Origin of the sequence: Ruegeria atlantica, from assembly GCF_013033965.1 — a bacterium.
GTDB classification, from domain to species: domain Bacteria; phylum Pseudomonadota; class Alphaproteobacteria; order Rhodobacterales; family Rhodobacteraceae; genus Ruegeria; species Ruegeria atlantica_D.
The window spans coordinates 108,058-126,426 of sequence record NZ_WQFE01000014.1 but is presented as its reverse complement, the minus strand read 5'-3'; the positions used below and the strand labels follow the sequence as shown (position 1 = coordinate 126,426).

At 54.7% G+C, this 18,369-nt stretch carries 18 protein-coding genes and 1 tRNA gene; 12 read left to right on the top strand and 7 right to left on the bottom strand.

Annotation, left to right across the window (positions count from 1 at the left end; genetic code table 11):
* The first annotated feature begins 9 nt into the window (after window positions 1-9).
* Genes GOW16_RS20720 through GOW16_RS20705 form a run of 4 tightly spaced genes read left to right on the top strand, consistent with a single transcriptional unit; the run spans window position 10 to window position 878 of the window.
* The gene (locus tag GOW16_RS20720; RefSeq protein WP_170419197.1) at window positions 10-321 is read left to right on the top strand and encodes a hypothetical protein; all 312 of its coding nucleotides are present in this window, start codon (window positions 10-12) and stop codon (window positions 319-321) included.
* 29 nt (window positions 322-350) lie between these two features.
* Window positions 351-587, top strand: a complete 237-nt coding sequence (locus tag GOW16_RS20715) for an Imm8 family immunity protein (protein ID WP_170419195.1) — start codon at window positions 351-353, stop codon at window positions 585-587.
* A gap of 23 nt (window positions 588-610) precedes the next feature.
* The gene (locus GOW16_RS23110; RefSeq protein WP_170419193.1) at window positions 611-715 is read left to right on the top strand and encodes a hypothetical protein; all 105 of its coding nucleotides are present in this window, start codon (window positions 611-613) and stop codon (window positions 713-715) included.
* A complete protein-coding gene (locus GOW16_RS20705) occupies window positions 696-878 on the top strand; it encodes a hypothetical protein (protein ID WP_170418943.1) in 183 nt (60 codons plus the stop codon). The genes GOW16_RS23110 and GOW16_RS20705 overlap by 20 nt, the downstream gene beginning before the upstream one ends.
* Window positions 879-2,911: 2,033 nt before the next feature.
* Here GOW16_RS20705 and GOW16_RS20700 read toward each other — a convergent pair.
* Window positions 2,912-3,685, bottom strand: a complete 774-nt coding sequence (locus GOW16_RS20700) for a heparin lyase I family protein (protein WP_170419191.1) — start codon at window positions 3,683-3,685, stop codon at window positions 2,912-2,914.
* Between the two features lie 567 nt (window positions 3,686-4,252).
* On the opposite strand from GOW16_RS20700, the gene GOW16_RS20695 reads away from it, so the two are divergent.
* The 4 genes from GOW16_RS20695 to GOW16_RS20680 all read left to right on the top strand — a co-directional run bounded on the left by GOW16_RS20695 (window position 4,253) and on the right by GOW16_RS20680 (window position 10,434).
* Window positions 4,253-4,555 carry an SH3 domain-containing protein gene (locus GOW16_RS20695; protein ID WP_170419189.1) on the top strand — a complete coding sequence of 101 codons (303 nt, stop codon included), beginning with the start codon at window positions 4,253-4,255 and terminating at the stop codon, window positions 4,553-4,555.
* Window positions 4,556-4,819: 264 nt separating this feature from the next.
* Entirely contained in the window at window positions 4,820-5,086 is a 267-nt protein-coding gene (locus GOW16_RS23020; RefSeq protein ID WP_368039946.1) for a glycine zipper 2TM domain-containing protein, read from the top strand.
* A gap of 245 nt (window positions 5,087-5,331) precedes the next feature.
* Window positions 5,332-7,119 carry an FAD-dependent oxidoreductase gene (locus GOW16_RS20685; RefSeq protein ID WP_170419185.1) on the top strand — a complete coding sequence of 596 codons (1,788 nt, stop codon included), beginning with the start codon at window positions 5,332-5,334 and terminating at the stop codon, window positions 7,117-7,119.
* Window positions 7,120-7,152: 33 nt separating this feature from the next.
* Entirely contained in the window at window positions 7,153-10,434 is a 3,282-nt protein-coding gene (locus GOW16_RS20680; RefSeq protein ID WP_170419183.1) for an adenylate/guanylate cyclase domain-containing protein, read from the top strand.
* On the opposite strand, the gene GOW16_RS20675 is transcribed toward GOW16_RS20680, so the two are convergent.
* The 4 genes from GOW16_RS20675 to GOW16_RS20660 all read right to left on the bottom strand — a co-directional run bounded on the left by GOW16_RS20675 (window position 10,435) and on the right by GOW16_RS20660 (window position 12,914).
* On the bottom strand, window positions 10,435-11,370 hold the full coding sequence (locus GOW16_RS20675; RefSeq protein WP_170419181.1) for a polyprenyl synthetase family protein: 936 nt from the start codon (window positions 11,368-11,370) through the stop codon (window positions 10,435-10,437).
* Window positions 11,367-11,843: a hypothetical protein gene (locus GOW16_RS20670; protein ID WP_170419179.1), complete on the bottom strand. Its 477-nt coding sequence runs from the start codon at window positions 11,841-11,843 to the stop codon at window positions 11,367-11,369. The genes GOW16_RS20675 and GOW16_RS20670 overlap by 4 nt, the downstream gene beginning before the upstream one ends.
* 526 nt (window positions 11,844-12,369) lie before the next feature.
* Window positions 12,370-12,445, bottom strand: a tRNA-Ala gene (locus GOW16_RS20665).
* 142 nt (window positions 12,446-12,587) lie between these two features.
* Entirely contained in the window at window positions 12,588-12,914 is a 327-nt protein-coding gene (locus GOW16_RS20660) for a TIGR02300 family protein (RefSeq protein ID WP_170419177.1), read from the bottom strand.
* A 100-nt stretch (window positions 12,915-13,014) separates the two neighbouring features.
* Between GOW16_RS20660 and GOW16_RS20655 the strand changes: the two genes are divergently transcribed.
* The 3 genes from GOW16_RS20655 (at window position 13,015) to GOW16_RS20645 (ending at window position 15,627) form a co-directional block, all read left to right on the top strand.
* Window positions 13,015-13,710 carry a M48 family metallopeptidase gene (locus GOW16_RS20655; protein ID WP_170419175.1) on the top strand — a complete coding sequence of 232 codons (696 nt, stop codon included), beginning with the start codon at window positions 13,015-13,017 and terminating at the stop codon, window positions 13,708-13,710.
* Window positions 13,711-13,740: 30 nt separating this feature from the next.
* Entirely contained in the window at window positions 13,741-14,388 is a 648-nt protein-coding gene (locus GOW16_RS20650; RefSeq protein WP_170419173.1) for a GntR family transcriptional regulator, read from the top strand.
* 111 nt (window positions 14,389-14,499) lie between these two features.
* Window positions 14,500-15,627, top strand: coding sequence for a lytic murein transglycosylase (locus GOW16_RS20645; protein ID WP_170419171.1), 1,128 nt, complete (start codon window positions 14,500-14,502; stop codon window positions 15,625-15,627).
* 4 nt (window positions 15,628-15,631) lie between these two features.
* Here the strand turns inward: GOW16_RS20645 and GOW16_RS20640 are convergent, their stop codons facing one another.
* Both GOW16_RS20640 and GOW16_RS20635 read right to left on the bottom strand, forming a co-directional pair.
* Window positions 15,632-16,594, bottom strand: coding sequence for an acetyl-CoA carboxylase carboxyltransferase subunit alpha (locus tag GOW16_RS20640; RefSeq protein WP_170419168.1), 963 nt, complete (start codon window positions 16,592-16,594; stop codon window positions 15,632-15,634).
* Window positions 16,595-16,695: 101 nt separating this feature from the next.
* On the bottom strand, window positions 16,696-17,379 hold the full coding sequence (locus GOW16_RS20635) for a hypothetical protein (protein WP_170419166.1): 684 nt from the start codon (window positions 17,377-17,379) through the stop codon (window positions 16,696-16,698).
* 155 nt (window positions 17,380-17,534) lie between these two features.
* On the opposite strand from GOW16_RS20635, the gene GOW16_RS20630 reads away from it, so the two are divergent.
* Window positions 17,535-18,368, top strand: a complete 834-nt coding sequence (locus GOW16_RS20630; protein ID WP_170419164.1) for an AraC family transcriptional regulator — start codon at window positions 17,535-17,537, stop codon at window positions 18,366-18,368.
* Window position 18,369 lies beyond the last annotated feature (1 nt).

Genomic DNA, 18,369 nt, shown 5'->3' with positions numbered 1-18,369 from the left:
TTTATTTTAATGCAAATAAGAGAAAAAGGACGAGCCTCGTCAGTGGAAGTACACGGTATCTATTGGGCTGAGTACCGTGGAAACGTTGAGCGATATCATCTCATTGTACCTGAACCAGGGTATCCAGGATTGTTATCGGTGCCAGCTTCGGACTGTGAAGTTGTTGACGCCTCGTTGGATGGGTTGGTTTTAACAAAAGACACACGCGGCAAAGACGCATTTATGCATCCGATGTTGCTGGATCGAGAGTTTCTTGACCAACTAATTGAGCATGACGAAGGCGCGATGGAGAAGTTTATCGCTGAGCTAAACAAGAAATGACGAGAGCTATTAGAGATTGAGGTTAATAAATGGAAGCTGAACTGAAGTCATTGACCTCTTCCGACATAGATGAACTGGTATACTGGCCAGATGACGAAGAGCTATTTGGGTTTACCTTGGACGCAACTATCGGTCCAAAAGGAGAGGACTCCGGTAACATATTTCAGCTCTTTGTTTGTACTCCAAAATGGATCACCACAAAAATGATCAACCCCGACCTCGGTGATTTCGGTGTATTTGGAGGAGAGCTAATAATAGTGAAATAATATGACTTTTTTCTGTAAAAGCAATGATATCGGAGCTTTGTAGCGGCACTAATGGCAAAGACTGGGCGGAGGTCGCAAATAACCTCTCCAGATATGCTGCTTGGAAATATGCTGACTTCCAATCATGATCCTGTATCGGACACAAGCAATGTCGAAACCAATGGCTATCAGGGCTCTGGAACCGGCCGACCTAGCTATGAGTATTCATTTAATGGTCAGACCCGTCGTATGGCGATTACCGCCGGTGGCAACGGCTTCATCGTCGGAGCGAACCCAACGTCGGTGCCTTAGAGGATCGTACATTGAAAGACACGCGCCCAAGGCTCAAACTAATGGCAGATTATGATTGTTGGCCCCTTTGGAACCTATCGGATTTAACAAATATGGATCCCAGCACTCTTCCATTGTCTGAGGATACAAGGGGGGCGCTGTGTAAATGGGCGCAGGTATATGATAGAACGCTAAATCAATCTGATCCGATCCAATCCGGGTTTGAAACATCAGAAAAAGCTATGGCTTTCAACCAAGAAGGTTGGAGGCTGTGGAATTGTCTTAGGCAAGAATTGACGAGCTTCAAAGTTGTCTATTTTGACCATGAGTTAGGTAAGGTGCTGGAAGACGAAAATTCTAGGCACACTTAAATATTTGCTTCTTTCATCGCCAAGACGAATTTGGTTTGAGATCGATATTAACCACACAGATGGATTGGTATTCACACAACGGGATTGGGCTTGCGCCAATGAGCTTATCAAGGATTTGGGTAATGCCCTTGGAAACTGATTCGTTCATAGGTTTTTTTGAGATACATAGTAGACCTCGGTCTCCTTGAGCCTGCCGATATTGAGCACGCGCTACAAGCAGTTGATGGAATTGCAGGTGTAGAGGCGGAAAATACATACATTTTGGCGTACGAGGGTATCGGGCGTTTTCTAAGGCAAAAAATGTCACTGAGCGAAATTGAAGCATTTTGTTTGAGGAGCACAGCGGTTCTTGAAGAGGATTCGGCGTCTAGATACTTTTTCGTACGATCAATTTTAGAAACGCATGGCTTAGAGCAAACCGAACTGACTAATTTAATAAATAGTAGGCTAAAGAGCTATCGCCCAGTCCTTTTCAGAAGGTTTGTGAGCGGCTAAGGACAATATTATGCAAGATCTGTGCTCAACTATTAAACAGGATGGGCATTGGCATTGTCGGTGGTCTTTCAAATTCAACGACTGTGACGGCGGATCAACTTGGCAATGTACTTGGTCGCGTGAACGGTGCCGGAGCAACTAATATCACTGATATCGTCATTATTGGGAACTGAACGAATGCCTTCATTTTCATGCACATGTGGACAACGGCTTGATATAGGTGCCATACCGAACCCAAACGAATGGCTTACCATATCAGATACCGAATATGATGGCTGCTCAGAAAAAATAGATGCGGAAGACCTATATGGAAAATTTACGCATTTTCTAAAGTGCTCGAATTGTACCCGACTTTGGTTTTTTTGGGATGGTTTTAATGATCCTCCAACATGTTATGAGTTGCGTGAAGAAAATTGACTTTGATTAGCACTTTATCATGCCCAGGATGATCACGAAGTTCGGGATCGCATGACACATTGCATAAAGATTTCTCGACCTTGAAGCGATGGCGAAACTGATAGGTAGCTCAATTGAAGAACAATATAGTGAAGAGCTAGGCTCAGGACCCATTGGTTTCCGTTCGATGGCATGATTCACCGCTCTAAAACGAGTGGTGACCATATCCGATCTTTTCTGGTTGAGCGACGCACAGATGACGCGTGGCTGAACGAGTACCGTGGTGATGCTGAGCAAGGTGAATGGGGTATGGCTTTATAAAGTTTGTGCATGCAGCCTGAAGAATTTGATGTTGTTGTAAATGAGCAGGAATTCCACGCTATACCTGCTGCGGGTGAAAGTATGGGTATTGATCCGCAAAAATGGAGCTTTCTTGCTCCAAGCAAGAGTTGATTGCGCTTCGGTTCGTGCATAGTTTCATCAGCTCGATCGCTATTACGCTTTTTTCAGCGTTGAGTGCGATGGCCATGCCAATGGCATCGTTAACCGTTGGTACAACGAGTGTTCTGCTTGCTGGCGGCACAGCATCGGCGGTCTGAGTATCGCACGTGTAGAATACTGCGAACGGCACAATCCGGATATTGGAACTCCCACTGACTGAAGGCAGGCGAGAGAACTTAGTGTGAATTCGCTGCAGCTGTGCCAATGGCCGCATTCAGGAGAACCGCCCGGAAATACGAAACGATCAAAATCTACCACGAGCGCCCATCAGCTAGCTCTAGGACCAAGTTCTCAATTCCCTTTAATCCCGGCAAAGTAGAGAACGACCGGTGGCGCGCTTGAGCGCACTTTGTTACGGTACATTCCAAGTTTGAACTTCCCAACTGTGCCGTCGCCCAATGTCCGTCCTGTCCACTGGTAAACAGCAGCGTCATTGACCCACACGATGAAGTGTCCATCGTCATTTGTGGACCATTTCGCATCTACGTTAATCTTGTGCCAACGGCCTGTCAGGTTCCCGGCTGGAATGATCGTTCTGACCAGGCTCTCATAATTCCAGTCAGTGCTTTCTACGCGCTTCAACGCGATGAGCTTGTTCCCGCGAACGGCAAATTGAAATGGATGGGAATTCGCTCCCATCATTGAAAACTGCGTCACAATGATTTGTTGAGCACCTGTGTCCGAAAAGCCTGGCGCAAAGTATACGTACCACTGATACTTCTTGCGCTGCCCATGTTTGAACGCATCGTACTTAGCAAACTCAACCCTTTCGTTGTTGCGCGCGCAGTCATCCCATTTCTTTTCCCGACCACAGTCTCCGTATCGAAGTTCCATGCGAACAGCCTTGCCGTTCAGATTTCCCGGAGGATCAGCTACAATTTGAGCGCCATATGATCTTGCAGGAACCCAAGTCTCGCGCACAAAATCGCGAAATCCGCGTCCGACAACTTCGCGCGGTGACTGCCCGCTCTTGACGTTACGGATGATTGTTTCGGCTTCGACAGTATCGACCACCCCAAGGGTCAGCGCGGCCATTAAAACGGACGCGATTATTCCTTCCCGCATAATGCCTCCTTCATGTTAATTGAGATTTCATTCTAAACGTCGTCATGGATTGGGCCTAGAATTTTCGCCGTAGTATTGATTAATGAAAGCCTGTTGCGCCTTACAGTTATTTGCCTACTGAAAACTAATTCAATAACTGAAGGTCCACTCGCCTTGGAACCTCACGTGCTTGCCGCAATCCTTTCTCAGACAATCGCTGCAAAGCCCAAAGGTCAACGATTAGGGCTCCAATTGGGCAGCCGCTACGGTTTAGACGAACGTCGGCTTTGATGATATCGCAAAGGCGGCGAAAACGTAGCGATGGGATAGTCGGTTGGGAAGATGCATAGCGGTAGTTCAACACTGAGCAAGCGTTGTATCAATGGCCCGGAACCGGTCTTTGATGTCGTCAGTTGCTATTATGATCAGATCATTTTGACAGCGATTGTAGCGCATACCTGACCATCAGGGCAGTTGAACATGGATCTTCCCAGACAGATCGTGAAGTCCGCATTTCTGTTTCAGGTGGTTTCTCTTGGTGATCCGAGCCGCTACGATTGTAGTTGAGGCAACAAACAGGTTAATATGATGCGCAGTGCAATCTCCCCATTCTTAGCAGCGTTTTTTCTTGGGTCCATCGTTGGCGCTGAACCAGCAGCGGCAGCATCACTTGGAAAATACGAAGTTTTTGGCGTTGAAGACGGAGATATGCTGAAGTTACGTGCTGGACCTGGAGTGGGTTTCAACGTGATCGTCGGCCTTCCAAATGGAACAGCCTTGCGGGTTCACAGTTGCGAACAGACCGGCGGCACCCGTTGGTGCCGTGTCTCGTTGAATCGCGCGCGTGGGCTAAAGGGGTATGTCTCATGGGCGTATTTGCGAAAACTATGATTCAAAGGCAGTTTGCGCCGCCATTGTCACATTTTGACTGCGTGCCCGTGCAGAAAATCCGAAGAGACGGAAACTCGAAGTTGGGGTTGCTGACCGAGAAAATCAGGTTGGTGGATGAAGCCGTGACCGGCCCAGTGCCGCGTGACTATACTGTTCAGGCGACAAATTGCTTTGCTGCTAGGCGGTTTTTTGCGCCTGAATTGCCCACGAGTTGGAGAAAGGTTCAGCAGCACTTACATGTCTGGAAACACGAGACCGTGACACATGAGTGAACGTAAGGAAACCGACATGAAGAAGACTACTTTAGCGTGCCTGCTTGGTGGTGTTTTGCTCTTGGCAGCATGTGGAGCCCCGACAACGCCTGTTCAGGCTCAAGCACAAAGCGATGCTCGGTGTGCTGCTGGTATTCTGGGAGGTGCCGCTCTTGGTGGCGTCTTAGGAAACCAGGTTGGTTCAGGTACGGGCAAGACCCTTGCAACGGCAGCTGGTGCCGGACTTGGAATGTATGCCGGCCAATCGGCCTGCAACTGACGAACGACACCAACAGCAAAGACAGGGGCCGGCCGAAATGCTGGCCCTTTTGCTTGGCTACTGCGCGGTTGCGCACTGATTTGGCTACCGCATCGCCGATTGCGGATTTTCGTCGCGCGGAACATTTTCCCGCAATACTCTGAAAAAGTTTCCTTTGATGCCCCAAGCAGCGTAACCTTAGAGGAGTTTTGACGGTACCGTCCTGAATTTGCAGGGTTGTGTCGCAGAAATCCGAGGGAGTGAGCATGCATAAGGTAACTATCGTCGGGGCCGGGATTGCCGGGCTCACCGCGGCTCTTCGTTTGTTGGAACGAGGCTATCACGTCACGCTGTACGAGCAGGATAACTTCATTGGTGGAATGTTGCGATCCCACAAGGAGCACGACCACGGCGACTATCCGCGTGAACACAGCTATCACATGTTGTGCAACTGGTATTACAATTTCTGGTCGGTCGCCAAAGACCTTGGGATCGAAGACAATTTTACCCCGCGCGAAGCGTTCAAGTTTCTCTATGACGGGGACCTCGACAACATGCCCGAAATGGTGAACCCGGGCGGCATCCAGGATTTCTATCGCAATCTCACCGGCGGTGCGGCGCCGCCGGCTGAGTTGTTTCTGTTCATGTATTCGATGGTCGACCTGCTTTCGATCCCGGACAGTGAAGATGACAAGCTGGACCGAATGTCGTTCAACGGGTGGTTGCGCGGGCGGCCCTATTGCACTGACGAGGTCGCCAAACTTCACGAGAAGATCTGGCAGACCGTCTGGGCCATCGATAGCTGGCAGGCCTCGGCGCGCAGCTACAAAACCTTCCTGAAGTACGGCAACCGCGTTCCGGTTCCACAGTTGTGGTTGTTTGACGGGTCCAAGAAGGAGACCTTGATTGATCCCTTCCACAAAAAGCTCAAGCAGTTTGGTGACCGGTTCGAGCTCAAGTATCGTCACCGACTTCGCGAAGTTCATCCCAATGAGGATGGCACTCGGATCGAGCGGCTGGTGTTCGACAAGGTAACCAAGTCTCCCTCGGTTAATCCCGATTGGAGAGTTGCAAAGAAAGACATCGTTGAAGATGTAAGCGACCAGAATGTGATCATCAGCATTACACCCGGTGGGATGGCATCGATGGTGACCGATGATCTGTACAATGCCGATCCTGCCCTGGGCCAGTTGCGGTATTTGGAGGCCGAGCCGATGGCATCGGTTGAGCTGTATCTCAAGCGAAAACTGCCCGGCATTCCGTCGGACGTGGTGGTATTTATGGATACGCCATATGAGATGACGTTCCTGAACTACTCGGCGACATGGGGTCTGAAAAATACGTTCCTTTACGTGACGGTGTCGGATTTCAAATCACTGCTGTCGGTAAAACCAGAGCGCCGGGACGAAGACCAGAACCTCATTCTGGATCTCAAGAAACCCAAAACCGCGATTGACTATATCCTTCGGGAAATCACCGCTAAGTTAAAGATAACCGAGGCTGATATCGACCTGTACCAAACCTCGGTCGATACCAATACGGGTGAGGAGCTTTTTGCCAATCTCACCGGCAGTTGGGAACATCGCCCCGAGGTCGAGACCAAGTTCGAGAACCTGTTTCTTGCCGGGACCTATGTCAGAAATTTCGCAGATGTTTCGACCGTTGAAGGGGCTTGTGCAACAGGTCTGGTTGCTGCTGAAGGCGTGCGTCAGGCCGCGCAACGAGAACCTGACAAAGGTGACGCAGGACAGCCCGTCGAGGTGATCACACCCGAGTTTTATCCCAGTCAGATGTTCCAGACGCTCAAGATCGCCTGGGCTCCCTATGCCGCCAGCGCAAAAGCCTGGACGCTTGCGGACAAGGCGTTGGGGATTAACAAACTGTGGCCACCGAAGGACTTTAAGTTTCCGAAATCGAAATTCACACCGAACCCGGAAAACCTTGGTTCACTGTTTACGGATTGGCTGCCTGCAAGTAAGTGGAATGAAAAGACTTTGGGCCTGGGCCCCATGTTCTGGAACTATACAGAAGACGGCAAGCCCCGTAAAAAGTAACCAAGAATACCTCGCACGAGTAAGAGACGACTGATGACTACTAAATCGATTGCGGCATGGCTGAACGAAATTGGCCTGCCACAATACACCGAACTGTTTGATGAGAACGGTATCGATCTGGACATCCTTGAGGATGTGACCGGTGACCATCTCAGAGAAATGGGTGTCACGGTGCTGGGTCATCGGCTCAAGATCAGCAAGGCGATCGCGGCGCTGAAGCCGGACATGGCACAGCCCAGGCCCAGCGGCGCCATGACCGGCGAGGAAAGCGCAGAACGTCGGCATCTGACCATAATGTTTTGCGATCTGGTCGGCTCGACCGCCCTGTCGGCGCGGCTTGATCCGGAAGATTATCGCGATCTCATGGCGCTGTATCAGGATACAGTTTCGCAGTTGGTCAAAGAGGCCAGGGGCCATGTGGCACAATACCTTGGCGATGGCGTTGTGGTCTATTTTGGCTATCCGGTTGCCCAGGAGGATGCAGCAGAACGCGCATGCCGCGCCGCATTGGAAATTGTTGAGGCTGTCGCCGCACTGGATACTGCAGCGGGTGAGCGGCTGCAGGCCCGCATCGGTATTGCGAGTGGCTTGGTGGTGGCCGGCGATCTAGATCAGATCGGTGTGAACTCGACCTCTGCCGTGGCCGGCGACACGCCAAACTTGGCGGCCCGACTACAGGGGCTGGCCAAGCCCGGGCAGATCGTTATCGGCAACAAGACGCACTCGCTGTTGGGGGATATGTTCGTCTATGAGGCGCTGGAGAACATCCACCTGAAGGGGTTTGAACCCGGTCAGGTGGCTTGGCGTGTCATATCCACGGCGCAACGTCAGGATCGGTTCGCCGTCACCTCGGCCCGGCGGCAACTTACGCCTTTGGTCGGACGAACACCCGAGCGGGCGCGCCTGATGTCGGCCTGGGAGGATGCCAAATCTGGCAAAGGGCGTGTTTGCCTTGTCTCGGGTGAGGCGGGCATCGGCAAAAGTCGCCTGACATATGAGGTGGTGGATCAGGCCAAGAGCGAAGGCGCCACCGTCCTGCATCTGCAATCCGCACCCTACTTCGAGAACACGGCCTTGCATCCCATTCGCCGTCAGATCGAAACCGTGCTTGGGTTCACGGAAGACGATGACACCGAGGCCCGACTGGACAAGCTGGAAAAACTGGTCGTCGCCGAAAGTGATCTGAACGAAGCACGCGCCCTGATGGCGTCTTTGTTTTCGCTGCCCTGTGACAGGTATCCACCGCTGAACCTTTCGCCCGAACTGCAAAAGACCCGCACGATCGACATGCTGATCGAACAGGTCATCGTTCAATCCAAACGGGCGCCCTTGCTGGTGCATTTTGAAGACCTGCACTGGATCGACCCTACATCGCTGGATTTGCTGACCAATTTCGCCGCCAAACTCGCCGATCACCAGATCTTGCTACTTGTGACCTGCAGGCCGGAATTTACCCATGATTGGCAGGTGGATCACCTGGAAACCTGCGAATTGGCACGTCTTACACCGGCTCAGGTCGAAGAGCTGTTAGACAGCCTGACAGGTTCGGATGCCTTTTCCGCCGAGCAGCGCCAGCAACTGCTGGAACGGTCTGACGGTGTACCGCTTTTCGCCGAAGAGCTGACACGCACTGCGATAGAATCAAGAAATAGCGCGGATCTGGTGCCTGAAACCTTGCAAGACAGTTTGATGGCGCGCCTCGACAAGTTGGGAGCGGTCCGTGAATACGCTCAGATCGGAGCCGTGATTGGTCGGGAATTCGATGTAGATCTGCTGTCTCAGGTGACCGGAACTCCGCTGACGGAGCTTTCGGACTCGCTTTTACAACTCGGTGACGCCGACCTGGCATACCCCGACCAAACCGGCCACAGCCTGATGTTCCGCCACGCGTTGATTCAGGAAGCGGCGTACAGATCCATATTGCGGCGGCGGCGGCAGCAGTTGCATGGCAAGATTGCCGAAACGCTGGAAGAAAAATTCCCTGAACGTTGCAAATCCGGCCCGGAACAGGTGGCCAATCATTTCGTTGCCGCGGGTCTGGGCGACAGGTCTGTCCCGTATTGGTTGACGGCTGGTAAATCCGCGTGGGGTCGGGCCTCGATGAAAGAAGCTCTGGCCCAGCTTAGCAATGGTTTGGAATATGTCGGCGAGGTCGATGACCTGACAGATCGTGCAAAGCTGGAACTGCAACTGCAGTCGACCATCGGTGTGGTTCATTTTGCGGCGACCAGCTATGCCTCGCCACAGGCGCAGACCGCATTTGAGCGCGCACGCGAGTTGTTCGTGGATGTGGAAGATCCCGATCTGCGCGTCGCGGTTCTTTACGGAATCGGGGCGTATGAGACCATGCGGGGCGACGTAAGCTCGGGGCATGATACCTTTGCAGCCCTTGCTGACGAAGCGGCGCGCAGTGGCAATGCCCGCTACGAAGTCTATTCCGCCTCAATGCAGGCATGGTCGCATTTTAACCGTGGCGAATACGCCGAGTCGGTACGCTACGGCGAACGGGTGTTGCAGCTCTATGATGAGGGTATTTGGGATCAGCCGGGCCCACGCTTGTCGGCCGCGGAACCCAAGGTAATCTCAGAGTGTTTCCGGGCGGCCGCGCTTTGGTCGCTGGGACGACCGGATCAGGCGGTGAGGGTCGGAAATGACATCCTGAGTTACACCCGGTCGTTGCCTGATCCCTATTCGCTTGTCTATGCGTTGTCGAACGGGGTGATCCGCATCCACGACTGGAATGGTGACTGGGAACAAGTCATGGACCTGACCGAGGAATGCAGCGCGGTTGCCGGAGAATACGGCTACAGGTTCCTGGGCGTCTGGGCATCGTTCTGGCGCGCCCGCGCAATGGCGCAGCTTGGCCAACTGGACGAGGCCGAAAAAATCACTGCCACGGCGGTTGCTGCCTGCAAAAATGCGGGCGTCCATTACCATCGTGTCTGCTTCGAATCCAACCATGCGCGCCTGCTGTTGGCACAGGACCGGATCGAGGATGCGGCACGTGTCTTGGAAGAGCTAGACCAGCCATTGCAGGATGGCGGTGAATTGAACCACGTACTTGACCTAAATCTGGTCAAAGGTGAACTGGCGCAGAAACGTGGCGACACCGATGACGCAGAGCGGTACTATCGCGCTGCCTTTGACGCGGCCCAAAGCCGCTCAGCTTTGGCATGGCAACTGCGCGCGGCCTTGGGCCTGGCATCCTTGTTGCCTACAAAAGACGCACAGCGCGCGCTCATCGAACCGCTGGTGGCGCAGTTCGAGGAAGGGTTCGACAGCCAGTATCTGAAAGCCGCGCGCGCCTATTTGTGATCAGCGCGCTTCGCCCAAAGCGCGCGTGCGATCCACAAGCGTAATCAACTTTTTAGGGTTCCGGGCAAATCGATTGGCCTCAGCTATCGCGCTTGCGGCGATCCGGTCCAGCTCGGCCTCGGCTTCTGGCAAGGCGGCGCGAAAGGCCTCGGCCAGCGCGTCGTAATTGTCGGGGTTCGGATCGCGGAACATTTCGGCGATCGCAGGCTCACGCACTGCGATCGCGGCGGGCAGGGTTAAAATCCCGTCACGAATATCCTCTTCACCGCCACCGCCCAACGCTTCGGTTCCACGCACGTCGGATACGTCATCGCAGGCATGATACAGGGTGCCCAGAAGCCCGCCAAAATGACGCAGCCCTTCACTGCGGTCACCGAGACAAGCGGCAACCTCGAACATTGAACCCGTGTCTTCCTGCGCCAGCTTGCGCCAGTCCTCGACACCACGTGGCATGGTCCGGCTGTTCCACTGTGCGATTTCGGCTGCGCCAAGCCGTGACATCAATTCGGACAGCAACCCCACGACCTGTGGTTCGGTCGCCATCATCCGGTAACCTTCCGCAACCATAAACCCTGACGTCATCAACGCCGCCAGCTGCCCAAAGGCCGTATGCATGGTTGGTTTGCCACGCCGCTCGTCAGACTGATCCAGAATGTCGTCCACAACCAGCGTCATATTGTGAAACAGCTCAAGCGTTACCGCCGCCTGAATGGTCTCATCCGTGATGTCTTCACTGCCGACAGCCGTCTGACAGGCGAAGATGGTCAGCGGACGAAAATACTTTGAGCCGGCCAGAAACTGTTCTTCCAACTGCGGCCGCATCTCTTCCGGGGTTGATTGAACCCACTCACCAATGGCCGTGCGCAGCCGTTCGGTTTCAGCCTCAAATCCCAGTTCCGGTATCACCCAATCGGCGCGGGCACCTTCGTTATTCATGGTTTGGATTTTGCATAGCGATGGGGGCCTTCCCGGTCGTCACCCTCGGGGCCGACTGATTTGCGAAGCTCAGCCTCGATTTCCATAAGATCACGCTGCAACAGTTTTGCCTCGCTCAGTGACAGATCCGATATTTCGCGCAACGCCGCCCGAGCCTTGTCCAGCACGATCAATTGCCTGGCTTCCAGCGACGGTCCATCCGCGCTCGGCATGCTTGCCTCGATCGCGTCCGTCCCCTGGGTCGAAACGATGGTCGCAATCTGTCGCCAGTACCGCAAAGCAGAGCTGAGCCACCGGGCCTGTGCCTGCGCAAGAAGAAACATCACGTCGGGTTCGAACCGTGCGCCTTTTTCACCGTAGTCCCGCAGCGAACCGAGAACACCTTCCAGCGCCTCCAGGTACATCGCCACCATATCGTCGATCGAGTCGGGATTTCCAAACTCATTGCGTGATGATCCGTCGTCTTGATCCATCCTGCTACTCCATTGCCCGCATAGTCATAAAGTTCTGTGGATTCAGAATTTTGACACTGTTTGACACTGTTTATTCACACCGCTCCGGGGCATGGGTTGATTTGACTTTTAGTAAAACAAGAAGATCGCCGCCCAATCAAGTGCCGGGATACGCTAAGCGGCTTGTAAGGTCTGGAATGTGCAATCGGCAATTGGAAGTATTGCTCTAAAGCAGCGGTGAAACCGGGGCCATGGCGAACTCTCTGAAGCCCAACGTTCTGATGCAGCGACGGCGCACATTTTTTGGAAGGTGCCACGATTGTCTGCAAAGGGCTGTGTCCGCTCTTTCGTTAGTTAAGCCCGCTCATCTAAACGTCAAAAGCACATGAGCTAGCTGGCAACACTAAGCTCTCCGCTGTTTTCGAACACTAAGTTCAGAAGTGTAGCGCCACACTGCATGCTGGGTCGGAAAATGTCGATCGAGCCCAGAAATGAAAGGAAAACGCGAATTGACAGAAGAGCTATGGATAATTTTCCAATGAAAATTTGGTGGAGCCTAGGGGAGTCGAACCCCTGACCTCTTGCATGCCATGCAAGCGCTCTCCCAACTGAGCTAAGGCCCCATCATGGTACCGCGGCTGCGGTGGACGGACGTTTATGAGACAGCGGCACTGAGTGCAAGTCCAAAAATGGAATCTGCGGAAAAGTTTCTGTCTCGCGTTCGAGGGTGGTTTGAGGCGGCTCAGGGGCCGCCCCGGACCGGTTTTAACTGTCGTCTTCCGACGGCATATCGGTGATTTCGTCCAGCGAAACGTCATCATTGCTGTCGTCATCATCGTCCAGCAGATCGTCGTCCAACTCGACGTCGACATTGTCGTCATCGTCGAGAACCAGATCCTCTTCCGACGCATTTTCGCGTGCTTTTGCCGATGCGGCATCTTCCGCGTCCGCGGCGATCATCCGGCTTTTGCCGGTTTCAAGCTCCACGATCTCGCCAGTGTAGGGGCTGATGATCGGGTCCTTGTTCAGGTCGTAAAAGCGCTTTCCGGTGGTCGGGCAAACACGCTTTACGCCCCATTCTTCCTTGGGCATGTCAAATCCCCTTGATATCAGGTGAGTCGTAATAATGATTCAGGTCACGTGCCACATGCAGCGGGCACTGTCAAAGCCTTTGAGCAGGAGAAACAGGCATATGGGGGACCACGCATTGCCCGGAAAACCGCCGGTGCCGCTGACGCTGCGCAAATCGGCCAGGGCACGGCGCATCAGCTTGCGGATTTCTCAATTGGATGGGCGGGTTACACTAACCTATCCCAATGGTGTCGCTGAATCTGAGGCATTGAATTTTGCCAAGGTTAAGGAAGACTGGATCCGTCAACATCTTGAGGATCGGCCCAGCCCATCAACCATGGGATTCGGGCAATCAATCCCTATAGAAGGCAAGGACAGACGAATCGTACCTGTAGCGGGTCGGCGTGTCCTTCTGCGTGGCGCTGAGATAGCAGTCCCTGAAGGAGCCGAAGCCCGGCGATTGGCACGATTTCTCAAAGAACTGGCGCGGGATCGCCTCACCGGGGCTTGCGACGATTACGCTGCAATACTGGGTCGGCCTTATTCCAGCCTGACCTTGCGCGATACGCGATCCCGGTGGGGATCGTGCAGTTCGGCCGGTGGTCTGATGTTTTCCTGGCGTCTGATCCTCGCCCCATCGGATATTCTACATTACGTCGCCGCACATGAGGTCGCGCATCTGGTGGAAATGAACCACTCGCAGGCGTTTTGGTCGCAGGTCGAGCGCCTGTTTGGTGACTGCAATGCCCAAAGGCGCTGGCTGCGCGACAACGGGGCGCAGCTTCATCAGTACAGATTTGATACCGTGACGAGTTGACCATGGGGCAATTTGTGATCACATGGGGTTATGTTAAGCGCTCGCCCAACCGACACCCAGCCCGCTGCTCATGATCTTGTCTATCGTGCCCTGCGTGCACGTATCATGCATGGCGAGATGGCGCCCGGGCAGGCGTTGACCTTGCGCGGGATCGGCAAGGAGTTCGATGTCTCGATGACGCCTGCGCGCGAAGCGGTGCGACGGCTGGTGGCCGAAGGGGCGCTGTTTCTGTCTTCGTCGGGCCGTGTGTCCACACCCGAGCTTACTAACGACCGTATCGAAGAGTTGGCAGCCCTGCGTGCGCTGTTAGAGGTTGAGCTGGCCAGCCGTGCGTTGCCCCGTGCTCATATGGCGCTGATCGACCGGTTGCAGAGCATTAACATGACCGTCGCGGAAATGGTCACGAAACGCGATGCCGTCGGCTATATCCGTTCAAACCTTGAATTCCACCGCACATTGTATTTGCGCGCGCAGGCCCCGGCGATGCTGGCTATTGTGGAAACGGTATGGCTTCAACTGGGGCCGACGATGCGCGCGCTTTATGGGCGGCTGCGGCGGACAGAGCCGCCACACTACCACAAGCTGATCATCGCCGCGTTGAAGGCGGGGGATGAACCGGGACTGCGGCTGGCCGTGCGTTCAGATGTGACGCAAGGGCTGCGTATGCTGGTTAGCTAAGCGGCTTGTTGCCGAAGCGTTCAGGTTGCCTTTGTCTGGCGCCGCAGAACTAGCTTGCGCACTTGGTCTGCGATACGCTGACCCAAATCACAACAAGAGCAGATTTCAGACATGATCAATCGACGCCTATTCTCAGTTGGACTCGGGTCAACCTTTCTGGCCGCCTGTTCCGGCGGCACGCCAACCAGCGCGCCGGCAACGCGGATGCGGGCTGTTCCCAATGCGGGGTATGACGCCTGGGTTGCCGGGTTTAAGTCCCGCGCGGCCTCGCAAGGTATTTCTCAGACCACTATCAACCGTGCCTTTCAGGGGACCGGCTACCTGCCGGACGTGATCGAGCGGGACCGCAATCAGGTCGAGTTCAAACGCTCTCTCGAAGACTACCTGGCGATAGCGGCGTCGGATGAACGGATCGCAACCGGTAAGCAGATGCTGGTACGTCATGCCGGAACCCTATCCGCGATCGAGGCAAAGTACGGCGTCGACAAAGAGGTCATCGTTGCCGTCTGGGGTTTGGAAAGCCGGTATGGGTCGCGCAGGGGGGATGTGCCGGTGGTGTCGACAGTGTCGACCCTGGCCTATGACGGGCGTCGCGGCGCGTTTTTCGAAAAGCAATTGATTGCCGCCCTGAAGATCATTCAAGAGGGCGATACGACGCCCGCAAACATGACCGGCAGCTGGGCCGGAGCGATGGGGCACACACAGTTTATCCCGACCTCCTACCTGGCCTATGCGGTGGACTTCACCGGTGATGGTCGTCGGGACATCTGGTCCGAGGACCCTACGGATTCTTTGGCCTCGACCGCCGCTTATCTGGCGCGCGCCGGTTGGGTGCGCGGACAGCCTTGGGGCGGCGAGGCGGGCACGGTATCGGGCACACCTGTCGCGGTGTTGCAACCACAAACACCGGGGCCGCGTATCGCAGTGTTCCGCAATTTCCAAGTGATCAAGCGTTACAATAACTCGGACAGTTACGCGATCGGTGTCGGGCATTTGTCGGACCGGATCGCCGGTGGCGCGCCGTTTCAAGCCTCGTTCGGTCCTGATGAGACCGGGCTGACGCTTGAGGATCGCAAGGAACTGCAGCGTCGACTGACCTCGGCAGGATATGACACGCAAGGCGCGGACGGGGTCATTGGCAACAACACAAAATCCGCCATCGGCGCATATCAGCGGGCCAATGGATTGGCTGTGACCGGAGAGCCTTCGGCGGCTTTGTTGCGCCAGTTGGGCGGCTGACGGGTTACGCCGCCAGCCCTTTTGAGCCGATATCCAGGAATTTCTGGCGGCGGTCCTTGATCAGGGCCGCCGCATCCTTGCCTTCCAGCTCTTTCAGCATGGCGGCAATGGCGCCCCGAACGGACTCGACCGCTGCAGTACGGTCGCGATGCGCGCCCCCCTTGGGTTCGGTGATGATGTGATCACAGACACCCAGTTTTTGCAGGTCCTGAGCCGTCAGACGCAACGCTTCGGCAGCTTCACGCATCTTTTCTGAATCCTTCCACAGGATCGACGCACAGCCTTCGGGCGAGATCACTGAATAGACCGAATGCTCCAGCATCGCGACGCGGTTTGCCGTGGCAAACGCCACCGCGCCGCCAGAGCCACCTTCGCCGATGATCACGGACACCAAAGGGACTCCGATCTTCAGGCACATCTCGGTCGAACGTGCGATGGCCTCGGACTGGCCGCGTTCTTCGGCACCTTTGCCCGGATACGCACCGGCGGTGTCGATTAGGGTGATGACGGGCAGGCCGAAACGTCCGGCCATTTCCATCAAGCGTACGGCTTTGCGATACCCCTCGGGGCGGGCCATGCCGAAATTCCGTTCAATCCGCGATTTGGTGTCCGAGCCCTTTTCGTGCCCGATCACCATGACGGGCTGGTCGTCGAAACGGGCCAGACCGCCGATCACAGCCAGATCGTCGGCAAAGTTGCGATCACCTGCCAGCGGCGTGAACTCGGTAAACAGCTCGGCCACGTAATCCTGGCAATGGGGGCGTTCAGGGTGGCGCGCGACCTGACATTTCCGCCACGGAGTGAGGTCACCGTAAAGCTCGTCCAGCAGCTTGGCAGCCTTGGCGTCAAGCGCAGCGGCTTCTTCGGCCACGTCCATCTCTTCGTTGGCACGGGCCAGCGCGCGCAACTCCTCGGCCTTGCCTTCGATCTCGGCCAGGGGTTTTTCGAAATCCAGATACTGGGTCATGACGCCTCTCAACGCGGAAGTTCATTGCTATATGAACTTGCTGTCAGAGGAATGCAACACAAGGTAAAGCGGGCCCCGGTTCGAGGCCGTGCCTGTTTTGGTCACTTTGCGGGTACATAGCTGGACGGCAGGCCGTTATCGTCTGAGTTCACCATGTAGTATTGGTTTTCACCACTGTCCCAGACCAGAAATGCGTCTGCCCCTTCTGGTTTGGTTTGTTCGCCCCATGGGGCCTGAATGGTCAAAGCTTCGTTTGTAGCATATCCCAGATGGGACACGCGCAGCATTTCAACCGGTGTCGTCTTTAGCGCGCCGACCATGCCGGGTGTTTTGTCCTCGAACATCGCCTTGACCGCAGGGGCCATTTCCAGCCGCTCGATCAGCCGCGCATTTTTGGCTGCAACGTCGTCTAGCGGAACAAGCTCATAGGCTTCGTCAAATGTGCTTTTGCCAATGATATAGAAATCCGGGCCATCCTTGCGGAATTGCAAAGCGATGATCGAGCCGGTGTTCTCGGTCAGATAGGCCTGATCGTAGCTGGTGCCATCAACCGACCCGAGGTTCTCGCGGATCGTCTCGGGGATTGCGTCAAAGTCATCGCTGGTCAGCTGCCAACCCAGGATTGGGCGATCCTTTATGTAAGCTTCTGCTGTTGGGTTATGCTGGCTGACACGTTCGGCAATCATGGCTTGTGTCTGGATGTCATCGGCCTGAGCGAAAGTCGGCAATGCGGCAAGGACGATTGCGGAAACGATACGGCGGAGCGGAAGGGATGGATTGAACATATCAAACCTCAATTCACATGTGGAGTTTTCCATTGGTCGCGGGATTTGTTCGCCAATTGTAACACTCTTTTCGTGCATATTCCGACGTGAATTCAGCAAGATTTGTGGCCGAAGATTATGCGACTACGGATGAGCAAAGAGAAGGAAGGATGCCGATGGCAACCAGCTATGAAGATCGCGTTCTGCGCGTGTTGGCCCATATCCATGACAACCCGGATGGCGACCTATCGCTGGATGCACTGGCCGATGTCGCCGCGATGTCGCGATTTCACTGGCATCGCGTGTTTCGCGCCATCACCGGAGAGACATGTGCCCAAGCGGTGCGCCGTGTACGGCTGCACCGGGCCGCAAGCTGGTTGGTGATGTCGGATATGCCAGTGACCCGGATCGCAACCGATATTGGCTACCCCAACCTGAAATCTTTTGCGCGGGCCTTTTCAGAGGCCTATGGCAGCAGCCCAGCCGCTTTTCGAAAAGCGGGGCAGTTTCTGCCGGCCAATCCACGTTTCAGAACCGGAGATTATCCCATGCACCCCGTTATCACCCGCATCGAGCCCGCCCGCCGCGTCATTGCCCTGCCGCATAAGGGTGACTATGCCCAGATTGGCAAAAGTTTCGAGGCGTTCAGCGCTCTTTGTGAATCCCGTCAGTTGTGGCCGCAGGTCGGCCCGGTCCTTGGTGTTTATCTGGACAGCCCGGACGACACACCCGAGGATCAGTTGCGCAGCTATGCCGGAGCCGCGTTTTGTGGTGACACAACACCCGAAGGAATGGAGAGCCTGGAGCTTTCTGGGGGTAAAACCGCCGTATTAACCTACAAGGGTCCATATTCGGGTATCCGCGCCGCTTACCACAGTCTGTTTGGCAACTGGTTGCCCACATCGGGTGAAGAACCCGCAGATCAGCCTTGTTTTGAGATCTACCTCAACAATCCCCGCGATACGGCTCCCGAGGATTTGCTGACAGAAATCTGCCTACCGCTGAAATAGC